The sequence below is a fragment of the Furfurilactobacillus cerevisiae genome, from assembly GCF_048961765.1.
GTDB classification, from domain to species: Bacteria; Bacillota; Bacilli; order Lactobacillales; family Lactobacillaceae; genus Furfurilactobacillus; species Furfurilactobacillus milii_A.
In genome coordinates, this window is the sequence record NZ_CP185253.1 from 2,347,281 (window position 1) to 2,367,020 (window position 19,740).

17 protein-coding genes are annotated in these 19,740 nt (G+C 44.4%); 3 read left to right on the plus strand and 14 right to left on the minus strand.

The features are described from left to right. Positions 1-81: 81 nt before the first annotated feature. From ABUE36_RS11645 to helD, 3 genes are all read right to left on the minus strand, one after another. Entirely contained in the window at positions 82-621 is a 540-nt protein-coding gene (locus ABUE36_RS11645; protein WP_421016776.1) for an MFS transporter, read from the minus strand. Between the two features lie 649 nt (positions 622-1,270). Continuing rightward, positions 1,271-2,197, minus strand: a complete 927-nt coding sequence (gene coaA / locus ABUE36_RS11650; RefSeq protein WP_421016777.1) for a type I pantothenate kinase — start codon at positions 2,195-2,197, stop codon at positions 1,271-1,273. A gap of 124 nt (positions 2,198-2,321) precedes the next feature. Beyond that, a complete protein-coding gene (helD, locus tag ABUE36_RS11655) occupies positions 2,322-4,613 on the minus strand; it encodes an RNA polymerase recycling motor HelD (RefSeq protein WP_161001778.1) in 2,292 nt (763 codons plus the stop codon). Positions 4,614-5,431: 818 nt separating this feature from the next. Between helD and ABUE36_RS11660 the strand changes: the two genes are divergently transcribed. Together ABUE36_RS11660 and pepF are read left to right on the plus strand one after the other, a co-directional pair. Beyond that, positions 5,432-6,361 carry an IS30-like element ISLpl1 family transposase gene (locus ABUE36_RS11660; protein WP_096109805.1) on the plus strand — a complete coding sequence of 310 codons (930 nt, stop codon included), beginning with the start codon at positions 5,432-5,434 and terminating at the stop codon, positions 6,359-6,361. A gap of 155 nt (positions 6,362-6,516) precedes the next feature. Next, positions 6,517-8,325 (plus strand): oligoendopeptidase F, encoded by a 1,809-nt coding sequence (gene pepF, locus ABUE36_RS11665; protein WP_161001780.1) that lies wholly within the window; start codon positions 6,517-6,519, stop codon positions 8,323-8,325. Positions 8,326-8,404: 79 nt separating this feature from the next. Here pepF and ABUE36_RS11670 read toward each other — a convergent pair whose 3' ends face one another. The 3 genes from ABUE36_RS11670 to ABUE36_RS11680 all read right to left on the minus strand — a co-directional run bounded on the left by ABUE36_RS11670 (position 8,405) and on the right by ABUE36_RS11680 (position 10,798). Continuing rightward, positions 8,405-9,061 carry a histidine phosphatase family protein gene (locus ABUE36_RS11670; protein ID WP_421016778.1) on the minus strand — a complete coding sequence of 219 codons (657 nt, stop codon included), beginning with the start codon at positions 9,059-9,061 and terminating at the stop codon, positions 8,405-8,407. A 62-nt stretch (positions 9,062-9,123) separates the two neighbouring features. Beyond that, positions 9,124-9,771: a VTT domain-containing protein gene (locus ABUE36_RS11675; RefSeq protein WP_017260970.1), complete on the minus strand. Its 648-nt coding sequence runs from the start codon at positions 9,769-9,771 to the stop codon at positions 9,124-9,126. A gap of 97 nt (positions 9,772-9,868) precedes the next feature. Then, positions 9,869-10,798, minus strand: a complete 930-nt coding sequence (locus ABUE36_RS11680; RefSeq protein ID WP_096109805.1) for an IS30-like element ISLpl1 family transposase — start codon at positions 10,796-10,798, stop codon at positions 9,869-9,871. Positions 10,799-10,923: 125 nt separating this feature from the next. Here ABUE36_RS11680 and ABUE36_RS11685 point away from each other — a divergent pair, with 125 nt between their 5' ends. Continuing rightward, on the plus strand, positions 10,924-11,754 hold the full coding sequence (locus tag ABUE36_RS11685) for an alpha/beta fold hydrolase (RefSeq protein WP_161001781.1): 831 nt from the start codon (positions 10,924-10,926) through the stop codon (positions 11,752-11,754). Positions 11,755-11,905: 151 nt separating this feature from the next. On the opposite strand, the gene ABUE36_RS11690 is transcribed toward ABUE36_RS11685, so the two are convergent. The 8 genes from ABUE36_RS11690 to opp3b form a co-directional block, all read right to left on the minus strand. Beyond that, complete coding sequence (locus ABUE36_RS11690; RefSeq protein WP_421016779.1) at positions 11,906-12,217, minus strand: DUF2316 family protein; 312 nt, start codon at positions 12,215-12,217, stop codon at positions 11,906-11,908. Between the two features lie 38 nt (positions 12,218-12,255). Beyond that, positions 12,256-12,690, minus strand: coding sequence for a MarR family winged helix-turn-helix transcriptional regulator (locus ABUE36_RS11695; RefSeq protein WP_161001783.1), 435 nt, complete (start codon positions 12,688-12,690; stop codon positions 12,256-12,258). Between the two features lie 134 nt (positions 12,691-12,824). Continuing rightward, positions 12,825-13,139, minus strand: a complete 315-nt coding sequence (locus tag ABUE36_RS11700) for a hypothetical protein (RefSeq protein ID WP_161001784.1) — start codon at positions 13,137-13,139, stop codon at positions 12,825-12,827. A 670-nt stretch (positions 13,140-13,809) separates the two neighbouring features. Further along, positions 13,810-14,805, minus strand: coding sequence for an alpha/beta fold hydrolase (locus tag ABUE36_RS11705; RefSeq protein ID WP_161001785.1), 996 nt, complete (start codon positions 14,803-14,805; stop codon positions 13,810-13,812). A gap of 751 nt (positions 14,806-15,556) precedes the next feature. Beyond that, on the minus strand, positions 15,557-16,516 hold the full coding sequence (locus ABUE36_RS11710) for an ABC transporter ATP-binding protein (protein ID WP_161001786.1): 960 nt from the start codon (positions 16,514-16,516) through the stop codon (positions 15,557-15,559). 15 nt (positions 16,517-16,531) lie between these two features. Continuing rightward, entirely contained in the window at positions 16,532-17,653 is a 1,122-nt protein-coding gene (locus ABUE36_RS11715; RefSeq protein ID WP_042655269.1) for an ABC transporter ATP-binding protein, read from the minus strand. A gap of 12 nt (positions 17,654-17,665) precedes the next feature. Continuing rightward, positions 17,666-18,688: an ABC transporter permease gene (locus ABUE36_RS11720; protein ID WP_017260957.1), complete on the minus strand. Its 1,023-nt coding sequence runs from the start codon at positions 18,686-18,688 to the stop codon at positions 17,666-17,668. Then, on the minus strand, positions 18,688-19,617 hold the full coding sequence (gene opp3b, locus ABUE36_RS11725) for an oligopeptide ABC transporter permease (RefSeq protein WP_421016780.1): 930 nt from the start codon (positions 19,615-19,617) through the stop codon (positions 18,688-18,690). The genes ABUE36_RS11720 and opp3b overlap by 1 nt, the downstream gene beginning before the upstream one ends. Positions 19,618-19,740 lie beyond the last annotated feature (123 nt).

Sequence of the window (19,740 nt, forward strand, 5' to 3'; positions counted from 1 at the left end):
AAAAGATGGGTTTGTTGTAAACACCATTTTAAAGGAAGCTGATCTTTTTTGTCCGAACAGCGTTCGGATTAATTTTACAATCTACTTAATTAATAGAAATTCTCGAAAGTTAATCCATGAAACAGCAAGTAACGCGCCACCAAGCAATGGTGCAAAAATGTCTGCCAAACTAAGTGACGTATTTGAAATCGCATTAAATCGTTGTAGCGCCGAATCTTGAATGAGTTCTGGCACCATTGCCTTTGCTGCAGGAAAGTTGAAACCCAATCCAATATCTAAAATAGCCGTTAATAAAACCAGCTGATAGAAGATTGGATGGTTGACATCTACAATCAGAGCCATTAACAAACAAGCAACAAAACTAATAATATCTGACCATAACATGACTCGTTTACGATTCACACTATCGACAAGTGGTCCTGCCAGCACATCGGCAGCAACCAATACGAGGCCACCGATTCCCTGAACGACCCCTAAGATAGACGCCGTTCCAGTTGCTTTCACAATAAACCAGTTCAAGCCAAAAATATAAAGTGCGTCGCCGAGCCGTGAAATAAACGGGCTTAAGAAAAGCGGCCAACTAAATTTACGTTTTTGATTAAGTGGTGCGTTTTGTGCCATCGATTCTCTCCCCCGTTTCACAGAATGTCAATCCATCATAACAGATTGCTTCTATAAATAGATAATTATTTCAATAATGGTGCTAAATTTCGTTATTGCCGATCTTTCTGCAAAGAAAAACATCCCAGTCCTTATCGACTAGGATGTTAACCATTGATTCAGCAATAACAAAAACTTTGCGACTAATGGATTCATGACGTTACGATGACCAGAAACGCCGTTCCATGAGGACCGGATTCAATCCGCACAATTCGCGTTTTTCATCCTTGATTATGAGCCGAAGTTCACGTCTCATAAGTCATCCCGCAACACTAAGCGGCCAAAATGCCGGCCGCCAAGTGTTGCCGACACGGAACTTTGTTTCCAGCCATCTCCACTTTTGCCATAATTTGTCAGTCATTGGCAAATGCCTCCACTGACCATCATCACGCTATATCAGCTGGAGAGCGTCAACAGTGATACCGAGTCGTGAAGGTGCTGTTAATTCGAGTGGTCCTATCGAATTTACAGCACGGACGGTCGCAGAGACTCAGCTTTTACGAGGCTCTGCGGCGAGGTGAAAGACCGTGAACTTCGGGCTTGAACCGGTCCCACGACGAGCGTGTCACTGTTGACAACCGCAAGCGTTATCTACCATTACAGTTAAAATTTAGTACTGACGCAAATAAACGGCATCGATAGCGTGATGCTGACGCTTGTGCAGAATGACATTGGCACGATTACGAGTAGGCAAAATATATTCGTTTAAATTGCGCAAATCTACAGCATCCCACACCTGACGCGCATACAAAAACGCATCTTCACGGGACCCCGTGGCTAGTTCATGATAATAATTCGTCTTATCGTTAAACGCCGAATCCAGCAAAATGCTGAACCGTTCCAAGAACCAGTGCTCAATTAACTTTGGCTCAGCATCGACGTAAATCGAGAAGTCAAAGAAGTCACTAACGAAAATTTCCACCTGTGATGGTAACTGCAGAACATTGATTCCTTCGACAATTAAGATATCTGGTTGATCAATCTCATCGTATTCATCAGGAATTACATCATAAACCTGATGTGAATATCGAGGTGCTTTGACATTTGGTCGTGACTGTTTCACGTCGTTTAAAAATTGAATTAGCCGCGGCATATCATAGCTGTCAGGAAAGCCCTTGTCGTCACTAATGCCCTTTTCTTCCAGTACATTATTAGGATATAAAAAGCCATCCGTGGTGATTTGCTGAACCTTCAATTGTGCATACAAATGTTTCAACATCAACGCTAACAAACGTGCCGTGGTTGACTTACCTACTGCCACAGATCCTGCAATACCAATCAAAAATGGCACATGTCGACGCGGCACCTTCAAAAAGTCGCTACGAGCATTATTGGCCAACTGAAATTCATGGTATTTAAGGAGAATATAGTGCACCAACGGCATGTAAATTTCCTTTACATCCGCTAATGAAATTCGGTCATTCAGAGACCGAATCTGATCCAAATCTGCTTCTGTTAATGGAACTGCCTCTGCATCAAATAAATCCTGCCACCGGTCACGCTCAAAACGATCATAGTTGCCTAATTTGTCTGCCATAACTCATCCACCATGTTTTCTTCAAAAATCCCTTAAAGTATAGCATAGCTCAATCTGTGATACTGGAATTGAACACAGATACTCCGAAATTTCAGCGAAAACGTTACTATTGCACTTCCATTACCTATTCACGCACGTATAAATCTGAATCCACGTGATCCATCAACGGCGTCAGTTCACCGTTTGCCAAAATTGTGAGCTGGTGCATCGCACGTGAACAAATCGTGTACAGCAATTGCCGTTCACTTTCATCGTGATAAACGGCTTTCGAGGCATCCCAAACGACGATGGCATCGAATTCAAGCCCCTTAGCCAAGTACGCCGGGATAATCAATGTGCCGGGCACTAACCGCTGATTTTCGGTCCGAATTAATGTGGCATGGACGCCATCAGCTTTGAGGCGATCAGCAACAGCCTCACACTCAGCCAGTGTTTTGCCGATGATAGCAGTCGTTTCATCGGCCTTATCATTGACCGCTAATTGTTGTTCCAAACGTTGATACAAGGCTTCTCTGTCATTGGCGACTAATACGGCTGGCTTGTCGCCATTACGATCAAAGGCTGTAATTTGTTCACCATCAACCAAAAGGTCCTTCGTGAAATCAGTGATTTGTTGTGTGGACCGGTACGATTTCGTCAGTTGAACTACCCGCGTTTTGTCCGGATCAAACATCGTGGACAGTTCGCCCAGAAGCGTTCGACTGTTTTCTTGCGTAAAGATTGCCTGGTTTAAGTCACCAAGCAAAGTGAACCGTGCACGAGGAAAACTAAACTTTAAAAAGGCCAATTGAAAGGCAGAATAATCTTGAACTTCATCGATAAAGACAAAACGGATTTCCTTTTCACCTTTTTTACCCGTCATTAAATCATACAAGTAAAGGTAAGCTGACGTATCCGCCAATGATAAGCGGTGGTCACGATAACCATTCAATGTTGCGTCAACACCGGCCTGCCACTGTTCCCTAGTCACATCGTGTTTACTAAGCTCAATCAGATTAGGCACATGTCGTAAGAAATGAGCATACTGCGCATTAATGTTTAAGTAACGACTGCGGACGATGGCGAGCTGGACTGGCTTGTAGGCTTGCATCACGATCTGACGAGCCAGGAAACGATATTCCTTATCCTGACTGTCAAACTCACGCGGTTGATCGCCAAACATCGTGTCAACCTGCTCTTTAGTTAAGTTTTGAACGGTTTCTTCAACCCACTTATCGTGCAAAGAAGAACTGATGCGCCGGTTCAACATCTTGATCAACTCTTCTCGAGTCGCAGATAATCGATTACCTAAATGATAGTTTTCATTAAATGAATAGTAAATTTCGGCAATCTTTTCCTTACTAATAAATACTTGATCCTGAAACTTAATGTCCCGGAACCGCATGTCAGCCTGTTCAAGATGATTGGCATAGCGCGTAATCACGTCGAAGTAAGCCAAGCTACCTTTCAAGGCATTGACCGTCTTAAATTTAGTATCAGTGGTGGCATCAAAACGTTGTTGCAACGTTTCAACCTGAATTTTCGGCAAACGCCGGTTAGTGTATTGCAGATAAGTCATCTGCACCATGTTTTGTTCGCCCAATTCAGGCAACACCTGGTTAATATAATCGTTAAAAAGTTGGTTTGGTGAGAACAAGACCACTTGTCCAGACGTTAAGTTACCGCGGTATCGATACAATAGCCATGCCACTCGTTGTAAGACAGCAGCCGTTTTACCGGACCCAGCGGCCCCCTGAACAAATAACAAGTCAGATTGCGTATCTCGGATAATTTGGTTTTGTTCCTTCTGAATGGTAGTGACAATGCTCTTCATCTTGGTGTTGGATGAGTTTCCCAACGCTTCCATAAGCATTTGATCGCCGACCACTTCATCTGTATCGAAGACAGTAAGGATGACGCCGTCTTTGATTTGGAACTGACGTTTTAACTTAACATCAACGGTTTGCGGTCCATCCGGCGTTTGGTACGTGATGTCGCCAAGGCCACCGTCATAATAGATAGAAGAAATTGGTGCCCGCCAGTCATAAACCAAGAAATGATCTGGTGAGTCAGCAAACGAACCCAACCCAATATAAATTGTCTCAGGACCGCGAGTACCATCTTCCTGAAAGTCAATGCGGGCAAAATATGGGGTACGTTCCAATTTTTGTAACACATCAAGTCGTTGAGTAGCGTGTTGCCAGCTGTTTTGCCGTTCATCAAGCATTTGTTGCTGTGCACGCAACGACATGGCAGTGTCGGTCATCCCCTCGTAACTACCGGTATTGAGGTGAACCTCACCAAACGCCCGCTCAATTTCCTTTGTATCACGCGAGGCAGTTTGAATATCCTGTTTGGCCACAACTTCAGCCTGTTTGACTTTTTTAACGACAGCATCTAAATGTTTTTGTTCTTGCTGCTTTACTGTTTCCGTCAACTGGTTTGCCCCCGTTTTTTGGCCGTTATTACGCGACCATTCTCATCAATAAACTCAAAAATTGTACTAAATATTATAGCGCATTTTCACAGTTGGTGACAAATTCTACTCACCATTCGAGTCATAAAACATCTAATTTCTAGCAAACCTGTATTACATCTGATTACAAATCCGCTTACTGCCGTTACGCTGATCTGAAACGCCGTTCCCTGGGACCAGGTTCAACTCGCACAAACCGCGATTTTCACCTTTGATTATGAGCCGAAAAACATGTCTCATAAGTCATCCTGTAACACTAAACGGCCCACCCCGCCGCTAAGTGTTACCGACACGGAACTCTGTTTCCAATCAGCTCCACTCCCGCAGTACCTACAGTAGCTAGTGAAACTTTGCGTAAACTACTACGCACTCAATCAGATGTATGAAACTTTGGGTAAACTGATACGCATTCGATTAGAGGTTTGAAACTTGCCACTCTGTCAGCTGGAGGGTGTCAACAGTGATACCGAGCCGTGAAAGTGGTGTTAATTCGGGACGATTTAACCGAATTTACACCACGGACGGTCGCAAAGACTCCGATTTTCAGGAGGCTTGGCGGCGAGGTGAAAGACCGTGAACTTCGGGCTTGAACCGGTCCCACGGCGAGCGTGTCACTGCTGACAACCGGAGGCAAAATTGCCATTGCACTATTTTCAATCACACTTTGCCTTAACTCATAAAGTAGATTGTAAAATTAATCCGAACGCTGTTCGGACAAAAAAGATCAGCTTCCTTTAAAATGGTGTTTACAACAAACCCATCTTTTAGGAGCTGATCTTTTGTCTAGTATAACCTATTCCGAACGAATTAAAATCGAAACCTTTTGTGAACTAGGGCTGTCCAATATCCAAATGGGCGTTCGGCTGAACCGATCACCGTCAACAATTTCTTATGAATTATCTCGATGTCAACCTTATCAGGCTGAATTAGCACAAACAGATGCCGAATACAAGCGATCACGATGTGGTCGGAAAACTAAGCTGAGCGATGAGTTAAAGCAAACAATTCTCAACCATTTACATCTAAGCTGGTCACCAGGAATGATTGCTCACGAATTTAAACTAGCGACTAAATCTATTTATAATTGGCTAAATCAGGGGAGAATTGGTTTCTCCTTGAATGATCTACCTGAACATGGCGTACGCCAACGGCGTAACGTTGACCAACGATCCAAATATAATCAATCTTTGGGGCGATCGATTGAACAGCGTCCCATGATGATTAATCAACGTAATCGCATCGGTGATTTTGAACTAGATACCGTCGTTGGCCCTCGTGGGCATAGTAAGGCAGTTTTATTAACTTTAATCGATCGCAAATCACGGTTCCTTTGGGCATATCGGTTAAAGGACCGAACGACAGCGAGTGTTAATGAAGCACTGACTAAGTTCCTAACAACTTTTAATGGACCGGTGCACAGTTTTACTGTGGACCGTGGTACTGAGTTTAGTGGGCTAGTATCATTTGAATCACAATATGGTATTAAGACCTATTACTGTCATGCTTATACGCCAGCTGAACGTGGTAGTAATGAACGCTTTAATCGGAATTTACGTTATTTTTATCCTAAGGGGACTCGTTTTGAGCACATTAGTGCTCAAGATTTAACGACGACGTTACTCCAAATTAACCAGAGACCGCTTAAAATACTTGACTGGAAAACACCGTATCAGGTTATGCTGACCAATTTGTCCAAAAATTCGGATTAAATTTGCAATCTACCTTATTTCATTAATAACACAATCATTCGAATCAAACGATTACCATTTGATAACAATCGTTAAATCACAAAACAAATAATAAAACGGTTAAAGAAAAATGTGAAAAACTGTTATACTAATAACCATATTAGGGGGATCTATATATGACAAAGAAGTTAGCAACCCGAGCGGAAGTCCCGGATGAATTGAAATGGAATTTGAAGGATTTATATCCAAGTGATGACGCATTTGAAAAAGCTGTTACAGCGTATAAGCAGCAATTAGCCGAGTTTAGCAAATATGAAGGACACGTAACGGAGAGTGCACAAACGCTTTATGAAACAGCCAGTGAAGCGGTAAGCTTATCTGGTGTGCTAATGCGAATTTATTTTTATGCTAACGCCCGTAATGATAGTGACACGACGGATCCGGTTGGTACCAAACTAGCTGGTCAGGCGCAGGCGCTTTACGCGCAAACGCAAACGGCCCGCAGCTTTTTAACGACTGAAATCACGGCGCTGTCCAAAGAAAAGTTTGACCAGTATCTAAAAGATGAACCTCGTTTACAGGACTATCGGCGATATCTGGAGTTGAACTTTTTACGCAATCAGGGACATGTGCTGCCATTAGCTGAAGAAAAATTGTTAGCGCAAAGTAGCAAGGTGTTTGAGGGTGCTGAAAACATTTTCTCCATGTTAAATGATGGCGATATGAAGTATGGCGACATTGAGGATGAAAATGGCGAAACGGTTGAATTAACAGATGCTAAAATCAGTGAATTTATGCAGTCAACCAACCGCGATTTACGCAAACGGACAAGTCACTTGATTAAAAAGGCCTATGATGGGCTTCAACATACTTTTGCCACAACCCTGTCGACTCATATGGAAGGGACGGTCCTTAAGAACCGTGCCCATCATTTTGCGACAGCGCGAGAAGGGGAATTGTTCGATAATGAAATCCCAGAAAGCGTCTATGACACGTTGGTAGCGACCGTGCATGATCATTTGCAGGGCGAACATGATTACATGCAGTTACGTCAAGATGTGCTGGGCTTAAAGCCAATGTACAATTACGATCGTTCTGCGCCTTTACTGGGCGACCCCAAATTGAAATTTACGTTTGACGAGTCTAAGGCCATCGTACTGGATGCATTGAAGGTGCTTGGTGATGATTATTTGGATGGTTTGAGGGCTGAATTTTCCGGTAGCTGGATCGATGCAGCCGAAAATGTTGGCAAACGTTCCGGCGGTTATGAGAGCGAAGTTTACGATGTTCACCCGTATATCTTGCTGAACTGGTCGGACAATTATTATGGCTTAACCACGTTGGCTCATGAGTCTGGACATGCGATGCAATCTTACTTTACTGATGCAACACAGCCCCTTCAGGATGCAGACTATCCAATCTTCACGGCGGAAATTGCTTCGACAACTAACGAAAACTTGCTGATGGACTACATGTTGGATAAATATGCCGATAACAAGGAAGTTAAGGCGTACTTATTACAACAATCTATCCAAACGTTTATCGGCACGGTTAATTTGCAAACTTTATTTGCAGAATTTGAGCATCAAGCCTATGAAAAAGTTGAAAGTGACGAAGCGTTAACTTCCGATTATTTGAGTACGATGTATGCTAAATTAGGCGAACAATACAACGGTCCGGCTGTTACCTTTGAAGATGAGAAGAATACAGGCTGGGCCGGCGTGCCACATTTCTATTACAATTACTACGTTTACCAATATGCGACATCGATGGCCATCTCCACGACCATTGCGGACCGAATTTATCGCAAGGTGCCTGGTGCGTTGGACCAATACAAGACATTCCTCAAAGCTGGTGGCTCACAAGCACCAATTGAGTTGATCAAGCAAGCAGGGGTGGACGTCACATCTCGACAATACTTGGACGATGCGTTTGCCGTGTTGGACAAGCGGATTGCAGAATTAAAGGAATTATTAGGCAAATAATTGCATATTAGCTGTATCGAAAAAGCACGATCAACGAAATTTTTGGAAATTTCGCTGATCGTGCTTATTTATATTAAAGTTATTCAATATTATCTAATCGGTCGGTATACAGTACTTTCACACTATCATTGTCTACAACTAGTTTGGTAACACTGCCATTTCGTGGGCCGGGGAAGGCACCAATTGTGTCAGAGTAATGATCCATGATGTGGCGCAGGTACGTGCCGTGAGTGACTAGCAAAATGTTATCGCCGTCCTTGGCGTTATCCCGTAACAGTTGCATTCCAGCTTGGATTCGTTCCCACAATTGCGCGTACGTTTCGGCGTCGTGATACTGATCCGCATTGGCCACTAGGTCTGTTGTTTCTTGCAGGCCAAACTTTTCGACCAACTCATTATAGGTGTTACCACCCTTAGGAGAGCCAATTTGATGCCACATTAACATGTCGTCATAGCCTTCCCAATACCCGAAGAATTCTTCGCGGAATTCTTTGCGGGCGACTGGTTCGGTGAGGGTGCTAGGGTTTTCGGCAAGAATCAACCGTCCTGTAGTTTGCGCCCGAGCAAGATCACTAGAGTATGCAGCGCCAAACTTAACATGGCTCAGTAACTGACCGGCATGTTTGCCGTCATTCTGGCCTTTTTCAGTAAGCGGTGCGTCTGACCAGCCTTGCATCCGGTGATACAAGTTTAAATAAGTTTGACCATGACGAACCATGTAAACGTTAAATGACATGAGAACCTCCACAATTTATGATGGTTCTATCATAGCATATCAACGTTTGGGATGAGACCACGTTATGGTTCATAAAAATGATTACTGTGACGGCGGAGGTAGCGCGTCGCACCGACAATGAATCCTGGCAAGATACCAATCACTGCCACACCGAGGAAAATGAGGGCAAAGTGTGACTTTACGAATGGCAAACGGCCAAAGTAATAACCTAAAACGCTACCGACCGTGACCCACAGTGCGACACCAATAACATTGAGGACGGCAAAACGACGTTCACTCATTTTTGTCGTGCCCGCCAAAAGTGGGACGAAGGTTCGAATCAGTGGTACAAACCGGCCAAAGATCACAGCTCGGCCACCATAACGTTTGAAAAATGCTTCGCCACGTTTTAAACCACCATGAAGACGTCGATTAATAAACTTAAAGTGCATTAACCACATGCCGATTCGAAAGTTCAGAGTGTCACCGAGAACGGCGGCAAAGAAGAAGATGGGAACCAGAACTTTGATGTCCAAACTGGATTGGGTGGCTGCCGCGATAGCACTCGTCACAAAAATCAATGATTCACCCGGCAACCACGGAAAAACGACCAAGCCAGTTTCAGCAAAGATCAACAGAAACAAGGTCACGTAGCTCCAGTTGCCCATCCACGAGAACAAGGGCAGAATATAATCCTGTAAATGGCTCAAGATGTGAATCAACTGATCCATAGGCGACCTCCCATTTTTACCTACAGTGTAAGCAACTGAACGATGAATAGCGAAACTAATCACTCAGCTTTGAGAAAACTTATGGTAGATTGCAAATTTAATCCGAATTTTTGGACAAATTGGTCAGCATAACCTGATACGGTGTTTTCCAGTCAAGTATTTTAAGCGGTCTCTGGTTAATTTGGAGTAACGTCGTCGTTAAATCTTGAGCACTAATGTGCTCAAAACGAGTCCCCTTAGGATAAAAATAACGTAAATTCCGATTAAAGCGTTCATTACTACCACGTTCAGCTGGCGTATAAGCATGACAGTAATAGGTCTTAATACCATATTGTGATTCAAATGATACTAGCCCACTAAACTCAGTACCACGGTCCACAGTAAAACTGTGCACCGGTCCATTAAAAGTTGTTAGGAACTTAGTCAGTGCTTCATTAACACTCGCTGTCGTTCGGTCCTTTAACCGATATGCCCAAAGGAACCGTGATTTGCGATCGATTAAAGTTAATAAAACTGCCTTACTATGCCCACGAGGGCCAACGACGGTATCTAGTTCAAAATCACCGATGCGATTACGTTGATTAATCATCATGGGACGCTGTTCAATCGATCGCCCCAAAGATTGATTATATTTGGATCGTTGGTCAACGTTACGCCGTTGGCGTACGCCATGTTCAGGTAGATCATTCAAGGAGAAACCAATTCTCCCCTGATTTAGCCAATTATAAATAGATTTAGTCGCTAGTTTAAATTCGTGAGCAATCATTCCTGGTGACCAGCTTAGATGTAAATGGTTGAGAATTGTTTGCTTTAACTCATCGCTCAGCTTAGTTTTCCGACCACATCGTGATCGCTTGTATTCGGCATCTGTTTGTGCTAATTCAGCCTGATAAGGTTGACATCGAGATAATTCATAAGAAATTGTTGACGGTGATCGGTTCAGCCGAACGCCCATTTGGATATTGGACAGCCCTAGTTCACAAAAGGTTTCGATTTTAATTCGTTCGGAATAGGTTATACTAGACAAAAGATCAGCTCCTAAAAGATGGGTTTGTTGTAAACACCATTTTAAAGGAAGCTGATCTTTTTTGTCCGAACAGCGTTCGGATTAATTTTACAATCTACTATAAGTCAATAAATTAGGAGTTCTCCATGAAAACGGTCATTAACGACACCACGATTCATTATGAAGTGAATGGTTCCGGCACCCCGATGCTGATCATTCACGGACTGGCGCAAAATATTGATAGTATGCAGATTCCGCTCATGCCTGTGCTGGCAGCGGCTAACATCCAACAAATATACGTCGAACTGCCTGGCATGGGCGAATCCTCTGCCAACATAGGTGTCGGTAGCAGTGACGCCATATTGGCATTATTAGAAACTTTCGTTAATCAAATCATCGGTGATCAACCGTTTTATGTTGTTGGTCACTCTTACGGCGGATATCTTGCCTTGGGATTGATCCATGACTGGCCCACTCGCATCCTCGGCGCCTTTCTCACTTGCCCTGTGACCATTGCGGATGCACCAGATCGCCATGTGGCTCATCATTACGTTGCCGTTCAAACGGACTTCCCAGTGAAATATAATCAAGATGCATTCGCTGCATTTAAGGATATGAACGTTAACCTAAACGCCGACGCTTGGAGTGCTTATCAATTGCAAATTTTGCCTGGATTACAGCAAGCCAACCGCGACTTCATTCATTTATTACGCAAGCACTACCAATTTTCGTTTGAATCCAGCTTAATGCAAACGCCGTTCAAGCAACCCGTCACCCTTTTACTGGGTCGTCAGGACGACATTGTCGGCTTTCAGGATCAATTGCCACTGCTTAACAACTTTAGCCGACTGACCCTGGGTATTGTGGACCGTGCCGGCCACAATCTGTCACAAGACCAACCAAAACTTTTTAAAGACTACTGGCGACACTTTTTGACCTCAATTAACAACGACGCTTTCACGCCTCATGCTGAATAATCTGACTATGTAACGAAATGGGCTCCTAACAGTTAGTAAATCCACTGCTAGGAGCCCATTTCATATTAAACATCATGGATATTTCCGTTTGACTTGCAGGTTCAATAGAACTCTGCATAAGCGCCACGAATTGCGGCATTAATGTGCTAACCTACTTGTTACCCGCCGACATAACGCCTGAGTCAATAATCTGCGCATTCAAAAACCAATAGTCATGCCAGTCGCCTCGCAATGAAGTAAATGCCACCGGTTGTTTGCCCGCGGCTTTTACCTTAGCAATCAGATAATTACGCATAATCCAAGCATCTTCGAAAGACCGCTGCGTCAAATGCATAATATGACTCAACTTTGTCGTACTAATGTTCAGTTCCTCTGTCGCCTGTGCAACAGTGAGCCCTGCCAACTGAAAGTTCTTTTGTAATTCTTGCTCTGTATTAATTTTTTCTTGTGGATTTAATGTCATTTTCAAAGTCTCCTAAAACAACGCTGTTTGCAAACCGCTCATGCATGATCAACCAATTGTTTAACCAGTGTCTCGATCGCCTCACTGGTTGCCGCTTGCACCTCTGCAGGCAACACTTGGTTCACCTGCTCATCCAACTTATCAAAGCACTGTTGAACACGCTCGTTAATTTGCTGCCCGTTAGCGGTTAATAACAAATGTTTTGTTCTCACGTCTCCATCTTCATAGCGACGCTCAATTAATTTCTTCGTTTCCAAACTTTTCAACAGGTTAGTCAAACTCGCTACATTGCGGCTTAATAATCTAGCAACCGTTTGCTGATTAACGCCTGGGTGAGCACCAACATATCGAATCACGTTCGCCTGATCGGTATTGAGTCCCAGCGTACGTAACTGGCGATTCATCGTTGCCGTTTGCCATGCGGCCAATCTGTGTATCATGCCTGCCAATGTTTCGTGTTCGTCTAGCTTCATATTCTCACCTCTTGTCGAACAAGAATATCTTATCACGTTAAGTTGTAATTGCAACTGTTTTATCCAAAACTATTAGATCTAAAAAAACCGAAAGCACTGATGGCTTTCGGTTCTCAATAAATTAACATTTTCGATTAACTCTGGTCAGTTGTATAGCGTGGTGCACTGAGCAACGGCTGCCCACCAACGGCTTTACGTTGGCCTGCCTGTGACAAAGCGGATTCTAACGCTGCCAGCTTAGGATCGCGGTGGACATGCGTTAAGTCTTCTGTAGGAGCTTCTTCGCTCCCTTGCACAAAGCGACGTGCAACATTATTAATGCTCGATGTTAATTGCTTAACATCACCATCGCGACGAGATGGTTCAAACGTCACAAGGTCACGTACCATTTTGCCCAGCAACTCATCATTATCAATGTGTTGCGCCAAGTAAGAAATTACATCATTCATCTGTTTGCACCTCACTTATCAACTAGAATGTGACAAACATCATAAAGCTAACTTGCGCTGATGTCAACGGGTTAACTTATTAAAAATAAGTCATGAATTCAAGCTCAATTGTCCACCAACTATCATGAAAGTTGAATGCCTGCTTTTCAGAGCCTCACTACCGTTACGCGTAATTGAAACGCCGTTCCATGGGACCGGGTTCAACCCGCACGAGCCACGGTTTTCACCCTCGATTATGAGCTGAAAACCACATCTCATAATTCGTCCTGCAACACTAAGCGGCTAAGTTCCCGCCGCCAAGTGTTGCCGACGCGGAACTCTGTTTCAATTCCACTCCACTCTCTAATGTAAAATTCTCCGGTAGCGACGGCAATCAGGTCTCTTTGAAATTCACCAAATTAAATGCACTGTTGCCAACCACTCCTAATATTAGCTGGAGGGCGACAACAGTGATACCGAGTCGTGAAAGTAACGTTAATTCGGTGGTTTATCCGAATTTAGGTTACGGCCGATCGCGGAGACTCGATGTTTCCACGAGGCTTTGCGGCAAAGTGAAAGACGGTGCACCTTCCGGCTTGAACCGGTCCCACGACGAGTGTGTCACTGTTGACAACCGCAAGCGGAATCACACCTATCTATTTGAACAAAATCTAAGCGAACCCAAACCAGTTTATCCAACTTCAACAGGCTTTTCGATTATGCGAATAATCTGGTCAAAGGCCTGCTCAGTTTCAGGAATTGGCAGCCCGAAGAAATCGTGAACCATATAGGGATACTCAAAGAAATTCAAATGAATGCCAGCTGCCTTCGCCTTGTCACGGAACTTAACAGCATCTGGATACAGAATTTCTCGAGTCCCAACGAATAATGCAATGTGGCCAAGATTACTGATGTCACCGTACAAAGGACTAACACGCCAATCAGTAGTATCCGTATTTCTGGCGTAATAGTGCCCCATCATCACTTGTAGTGAATAGCGATCCAAGATTGGATCCGCTGCCTCATAGTGACCGATTTCTTCGTTTGTTAACCCGACATCTAGCACCGGCGATAAGGCGATGATATCCTTCGGCTGTGGCAAATCAACCGTCTTTAAATATTCGGCCAACGTTAGCGCGAGACCACCGCCAGCAGAATTCCCGAGTAAAATGATTTTATCGGGCGCCGTCGTCTCAAGCACTTGACGGTAAACCTTTTCCAACATGTCCAACACGTCTTTAAAATCATGCGCCGGTGCTAGCGGATAAATCGGCATTAACACCGTTGCAGAAATCGTGTCCGCCAGCTTGCGTGCCAAACGGACCTGCATCCCCAGCGGCTGATTCCAGAAACAACCACCATGCAGGTAAATTACCGTGTACCGTTGATCGCCATATTTGCCGTGTAACTCATAGGTATTATCGTAACTGGTTGGAACCTGAACGTCATATTGACGTGACAATCGCGCGTCCATCGACCATGGCTGTTCATTTTTGTGCAAATAATAGTCGTAGGTTACGAGGTTTTCCATATGTTTGTATGGACTGAACATTCGTTTAGGCTGTAATCGCAAGAGATTTTCCAACACCTTGCTACTAACGCTCCGTTTTTCAACATACTTAGCCTGCACAGTTACAGCTGCAGCACCCACTAAGCCTGCCGTTGCTAGAATATGTTTCATTTTCATCACGTGTAACCTCCATCGTGTCATTGCCAAAAAGTGGCATCACTCTTTTATAATCTTACAACGAAAAGACAGATTTTACCCTCAAAACGTCATATCCATTTTAATTTAGTCATTAATAAATTTGTTACTAAATTTTGAGGTAGCGTTAAGGTCCCACCGTTATTCTATTAAGCATAGACAACAACAAGTTGTCTATCACCCCTAATAGTACTCAAACAGTACAACTCCTGAATCAAATACCCCGTTGAAGCGTCCACCTGTTATGGCTAGCAGAGTGGACGCTTTGTTTTGTACTCAACTGCTACTTTCGTTTCGCTAGATCAAGACGACGTTCTGTGGTGACCGTTTCAGTCCTCTGGGAACCACGGTCTTACCTTCACTGGACCCTGTCTTCACCCAGCTGCGATAGCACAATCGTGGTAAAACCGTTTGAACATAATAAGTGTCGCCAGTGTTCCAACATAGCGGAGGACGTCAAAATTGAATGTAAGCCGCGAAGGTGTCGTTGATCTGGCGGTTTGTGCCGGATTTATTACACAGGACGGGCGTACAGACTCGGATTTTCACGAGGCTTAACGGCGAGGTGAAAGACTTCGGGTTTCAGAAGGCACGAACCGGTCCCACGGCAGTATTCAATTTTGACAACCGCAGGCAAAAGTCAACACCTGCGACCAGACCACGTTTGCTAAACAAAAAAGTGTCATTACCTAGGCTGTGAAACCAAGGTAATGACACTTTTTAGATTGACGTCTCAGAGCACATCAAGACCAGCCTTTTCGGCTCGTTCTTGATACATCGCAACCTCATCTTCAGCTGCACGAACAAAGTGGTGTGGTGCGATTTCAACCATTGTCCGTGGTTTATCGTCGCCTTCCATCGTTGGCTCGTACGGAATCTGCTTCCGTGCTCGCTCAACTTCAGGATCAGGAACTGGCACCGCTGATAACAAACTCGTTGTATAGTCATGCAACGGTTTTGTATAAACTTCGTCAGCAGGTCCAATTTCCAACATCCGACCATAGTGCATAACACCAATCCGGTCAGAAATATACTTCACCATTGATAAGTCGTGGGCAATGAACAAGTACGTTAAATTGTTCTTGATTTGCAATTCCTTCATCAAGTTAACAACTTGCGCCTGAATCGACACGTCCAATGCTGAGATGGGTTCATCGGCAATGATGAACTTCGGATCAACAGCTAACGCACGGGCAATCCCGATTCGTTGACGCTGACCACCTGAAAATTCATGCGGATACCGGCTCGAATGGTCTTTGTTCAACCCAACTGTTTCCAGTAAATTTTCAACCATGTCTGTTCGTTCTTGATCATTTTTCGCTAAGTGATGGATGTCGATGCCTTCAGCAACAATATCTTTAACCTTCATCCGGGGATTTAGAGAAGCATAAGGATCCTGGAAGATCATCTGCATTTCTTTACGAAATTCCAACTGATCTTTACGACCTTTGATTTTTGCAACATCCTTACCGTTGAATAAGACTTCACCAGCAGTTGGTTCGTATAAATGAATGATTGCGCGCCCTGTTGTCGTTTTACCAGAACCAGACTCACCAACTAAGCCAAACGTCTCGCCTTCGTAAATGTCGAAGGAGACGTCGTCGACAGCGCGAACTTCGTCGTTTTTGCCAACATTGAAATACTGTTTCAAGTTTTTAACTTCCAGAATCTTTTTACGATCTGTGTAATCCATGTGCGTCTCCTTTCTCTATTCGCGATCTGAGTCGTCTAAGTTATCAGCCGTGTTCAACGGTGTAGCTGGGCGAACCAGTTCGCCATCATCCGTGTGCATCTTGGCCCATTGCGCCTGCCGTTTGGCAATTGCCTCAGGTGGTGTCACTTTTTCAGCACGGGGATCTAATAACCACGTCGCTGCATAGTGAGTGTCTGAAACCTTAAAGAACGGTGGTTCCTGCTCAGCATCGATCTTCAATGCGTACGGGTTACGGGCCGCAAACGCATCACCCTTTGGTGGATCCAACAAGTCTGGCGGTGTCCCTGGAATAGCAGACAATTCACCGCTTTGAGTATCCAAGGTTGGCATGGAGTTCAATAACCCCCACGTATATGGATGTTGTGGATTGTAGAAGATTTCATCCACAGTTCCGTATTCAACAATCTTACCAGCATACATAACGGCAATTCGGTCAGCCATACCGGCAACCACACCAAGGTCATGCGTGATAAAGATAATTGAAGTTTCGATTTTTTCTTGTAATTCTTTCATTAACTTCAGAATTTGAGCTTGAATGGTCACATCCAACGCGGTGGTTGGTTCATCGGCAATCAACACCTCTGGGTAACAAATCAACGCAATCGCAATCACGATCCGTTGACGCATCCCACCTGAAAATTGGTGCGGATAGTCATTGATGCGGTGTTCAGCATCCGTAATGCCGACCAACTTTAACATTTCCAAAGCTTGGGCCATCGCCTGCTTTTTTGAAACATGGTTATGAATAATCAGCGGTTCAGCAATCTGACGGCCAATCTTCATCGTTGGGTCCAACGAAGTCATTGGGTCCTGGAAGATCATCGCGATATCTTTACCACGAATCTGTTGCATTTCTTTTTCGGACTTCTTCAACACGTCCTCGCCGTGAAACATAATCTGACCGCCAGCAATTTCGGCGTTGTCAGCATTAAGTCCCATTAACGAACGCGTGGTAACAGACTTACCAGAACCTGATTCACCAACGATGGCCAACGTTTCACCCTTTTTCAAATGGAATGAAACGTCGCGAATCGCCTTAACCTTGCCCGCATAGGTATCAAAGTTAATCTTCAGGTTTTTGACTTCAATTAAGTTTTCTGTGTCATTATTTTCCACGATTAACGTCACCTACTCTCTTGAACGTGGGTCAAAGGCATCCCGCAAGCCATCGGCAAACAGGTTGAAACAAATCATGATAACCATTAAGACAACGGCTGGGTACCACATCTGGAATGGCAAGAACTGGAAGTTCTTTTGTCCATCTGAGATCAATGTCCCCAGTGAAGCAGTTGGTGGCTGAATCCCGATCCCGATATATGATAGGAAGGCCTCGAAGAAGATGGCACTCGGAATCGTAAACATCGTTTGAATGATGATCACTGAGCTCATGTTTGGAATCAAGTGTTTCCACGCGATCTTCCATGAGCTTTCACCCAACGTCCGTGCGGCCAAGATATATTCTTGGCTCTTTAGCGTCAGCGCCTCGGCACGAATTAAACGGGCCATCGTCGTCCAACTGGAGATGGCAATCGCTAATGAAATAGACAGAAGCGAACCACGCATCACAACTAACAGTAAAATCATGTAAACCAAGTTAGGCACGGAGGACAAAATTTCAATGATCCGTTGCATGATCATATCCGTTCTGCCTCCACGCCATCCCGAGATCAGGCCATACCCGACCCCGACGGTCAAATCTAGCAGCGTTGCAATCAAGGCAACGGCTAGTGACACCCGGGTACCTGCAATAATCCGTGATAAGAGGTCACGGCCTAAATAGTCAGTCCCTAAAATCCAGTACTTACCTGACGGAACGTGTTGCTGTTGGTAAGCATCAACACGACCACCGTCTACAGCCTTTGTTCCATCCAGTCCAGGAATGTGGACGCCTGGAATTTTTGGTGGCAAGTTCGTATAGGCAGGTTGTGCGTTGTTCGGCTGGTGTGGTGAAATCAGCGGACCAGCCAGTGAAAGCACCAGAATCGCCAATAAAATCCACATTGAGATGAACGCAATTTTATTTTTCTTTAATCGACGCCATGCATCCTGTGTGAAGGTCAGCGAAGGCGCAGCAATCTTTTCATTATCAAGATGTTCTTCTTTACCAAGTGGTTCGAAGGCATCGTTTGAAACATTCGCGTTTTCAGCCATTAGCTTTGACCTCCTTGCAGACGGATCCGTGGGTCAACGATTCCGTAAACGATATCGGTAATCAATAAGACAACCACTAGTAATACTGAGTACATCATCGTAATCCCCATGATGGTTGGGTAGTCATTAGTCGTAATCGACTTAACGAATTGTTCCCCAATCCCAGGCACGGCGAAGATGTTTTCAACAACCAGTGAGCCGGTCATCAAGTTAACCGTCAGTGGTCCAATCAATGTAATCAGTGGAATCAAGGAGTTCCGCAAAGCATGGTGATAAACCACGCCAGTGCTGGTTAGCCCCTTGGCTTTCGCTAATTCAATGTAATCAGAGCTCATGACGTCAACCATTTCGGTTCGGATAAACCGCGCCGTCGTGGCAAACGGAGAGCCCGCCAGCGCGATGGTCGGGAGAATCGTATATGAGAAGTTCCCCCAGCCGGCAACTGGAAAGGCACCAGCTTTCAAACCAATGTAGTACTGCAACAAGATGGCAAGCACGAAACTTGGAATCGAGATCATTAAGATAGAAATAACCGTCATCGTGCCGTCGACCCAAGTGTTCCGACGAATTGCCGCAATTCCACCAACGATGATACCTAAAAGCACCCCAACGATCATCGCTTGAATCCCAAGCTGGAATGATGCAGGCATCCGGGTTGCCAAAAGGTATGATACCGGTTGGTTATCAAACTGGAATGACAAGCCGAAGTTACCACGAACCATGCCGGCCAGGTAAATTAGGTATTGCTGCCACACGGGCTTATCCAACCCATACGTGTGGTAAATCATTTGAATCTGTGTATGCGAGAGTTTTGACTCGTTACTTAACGGTGTCCCTGGCAACAGCTTCATCATAAAGAACGTGATGGTCGCAATCAGGAATAACGTTAGAATGAGGTAAAACAGTCGTTTGAGCAGGTATTTTGCCATAAACTTACTTCCTCACAATCTAAACCAGACAAGTAATAAGTGCGAGATTTCCATCGAATAATGAGAATTTGCTGAAAATCATTAATGTTCATCTTAAAGCAAAACGTGGGGATAAACCAGAAT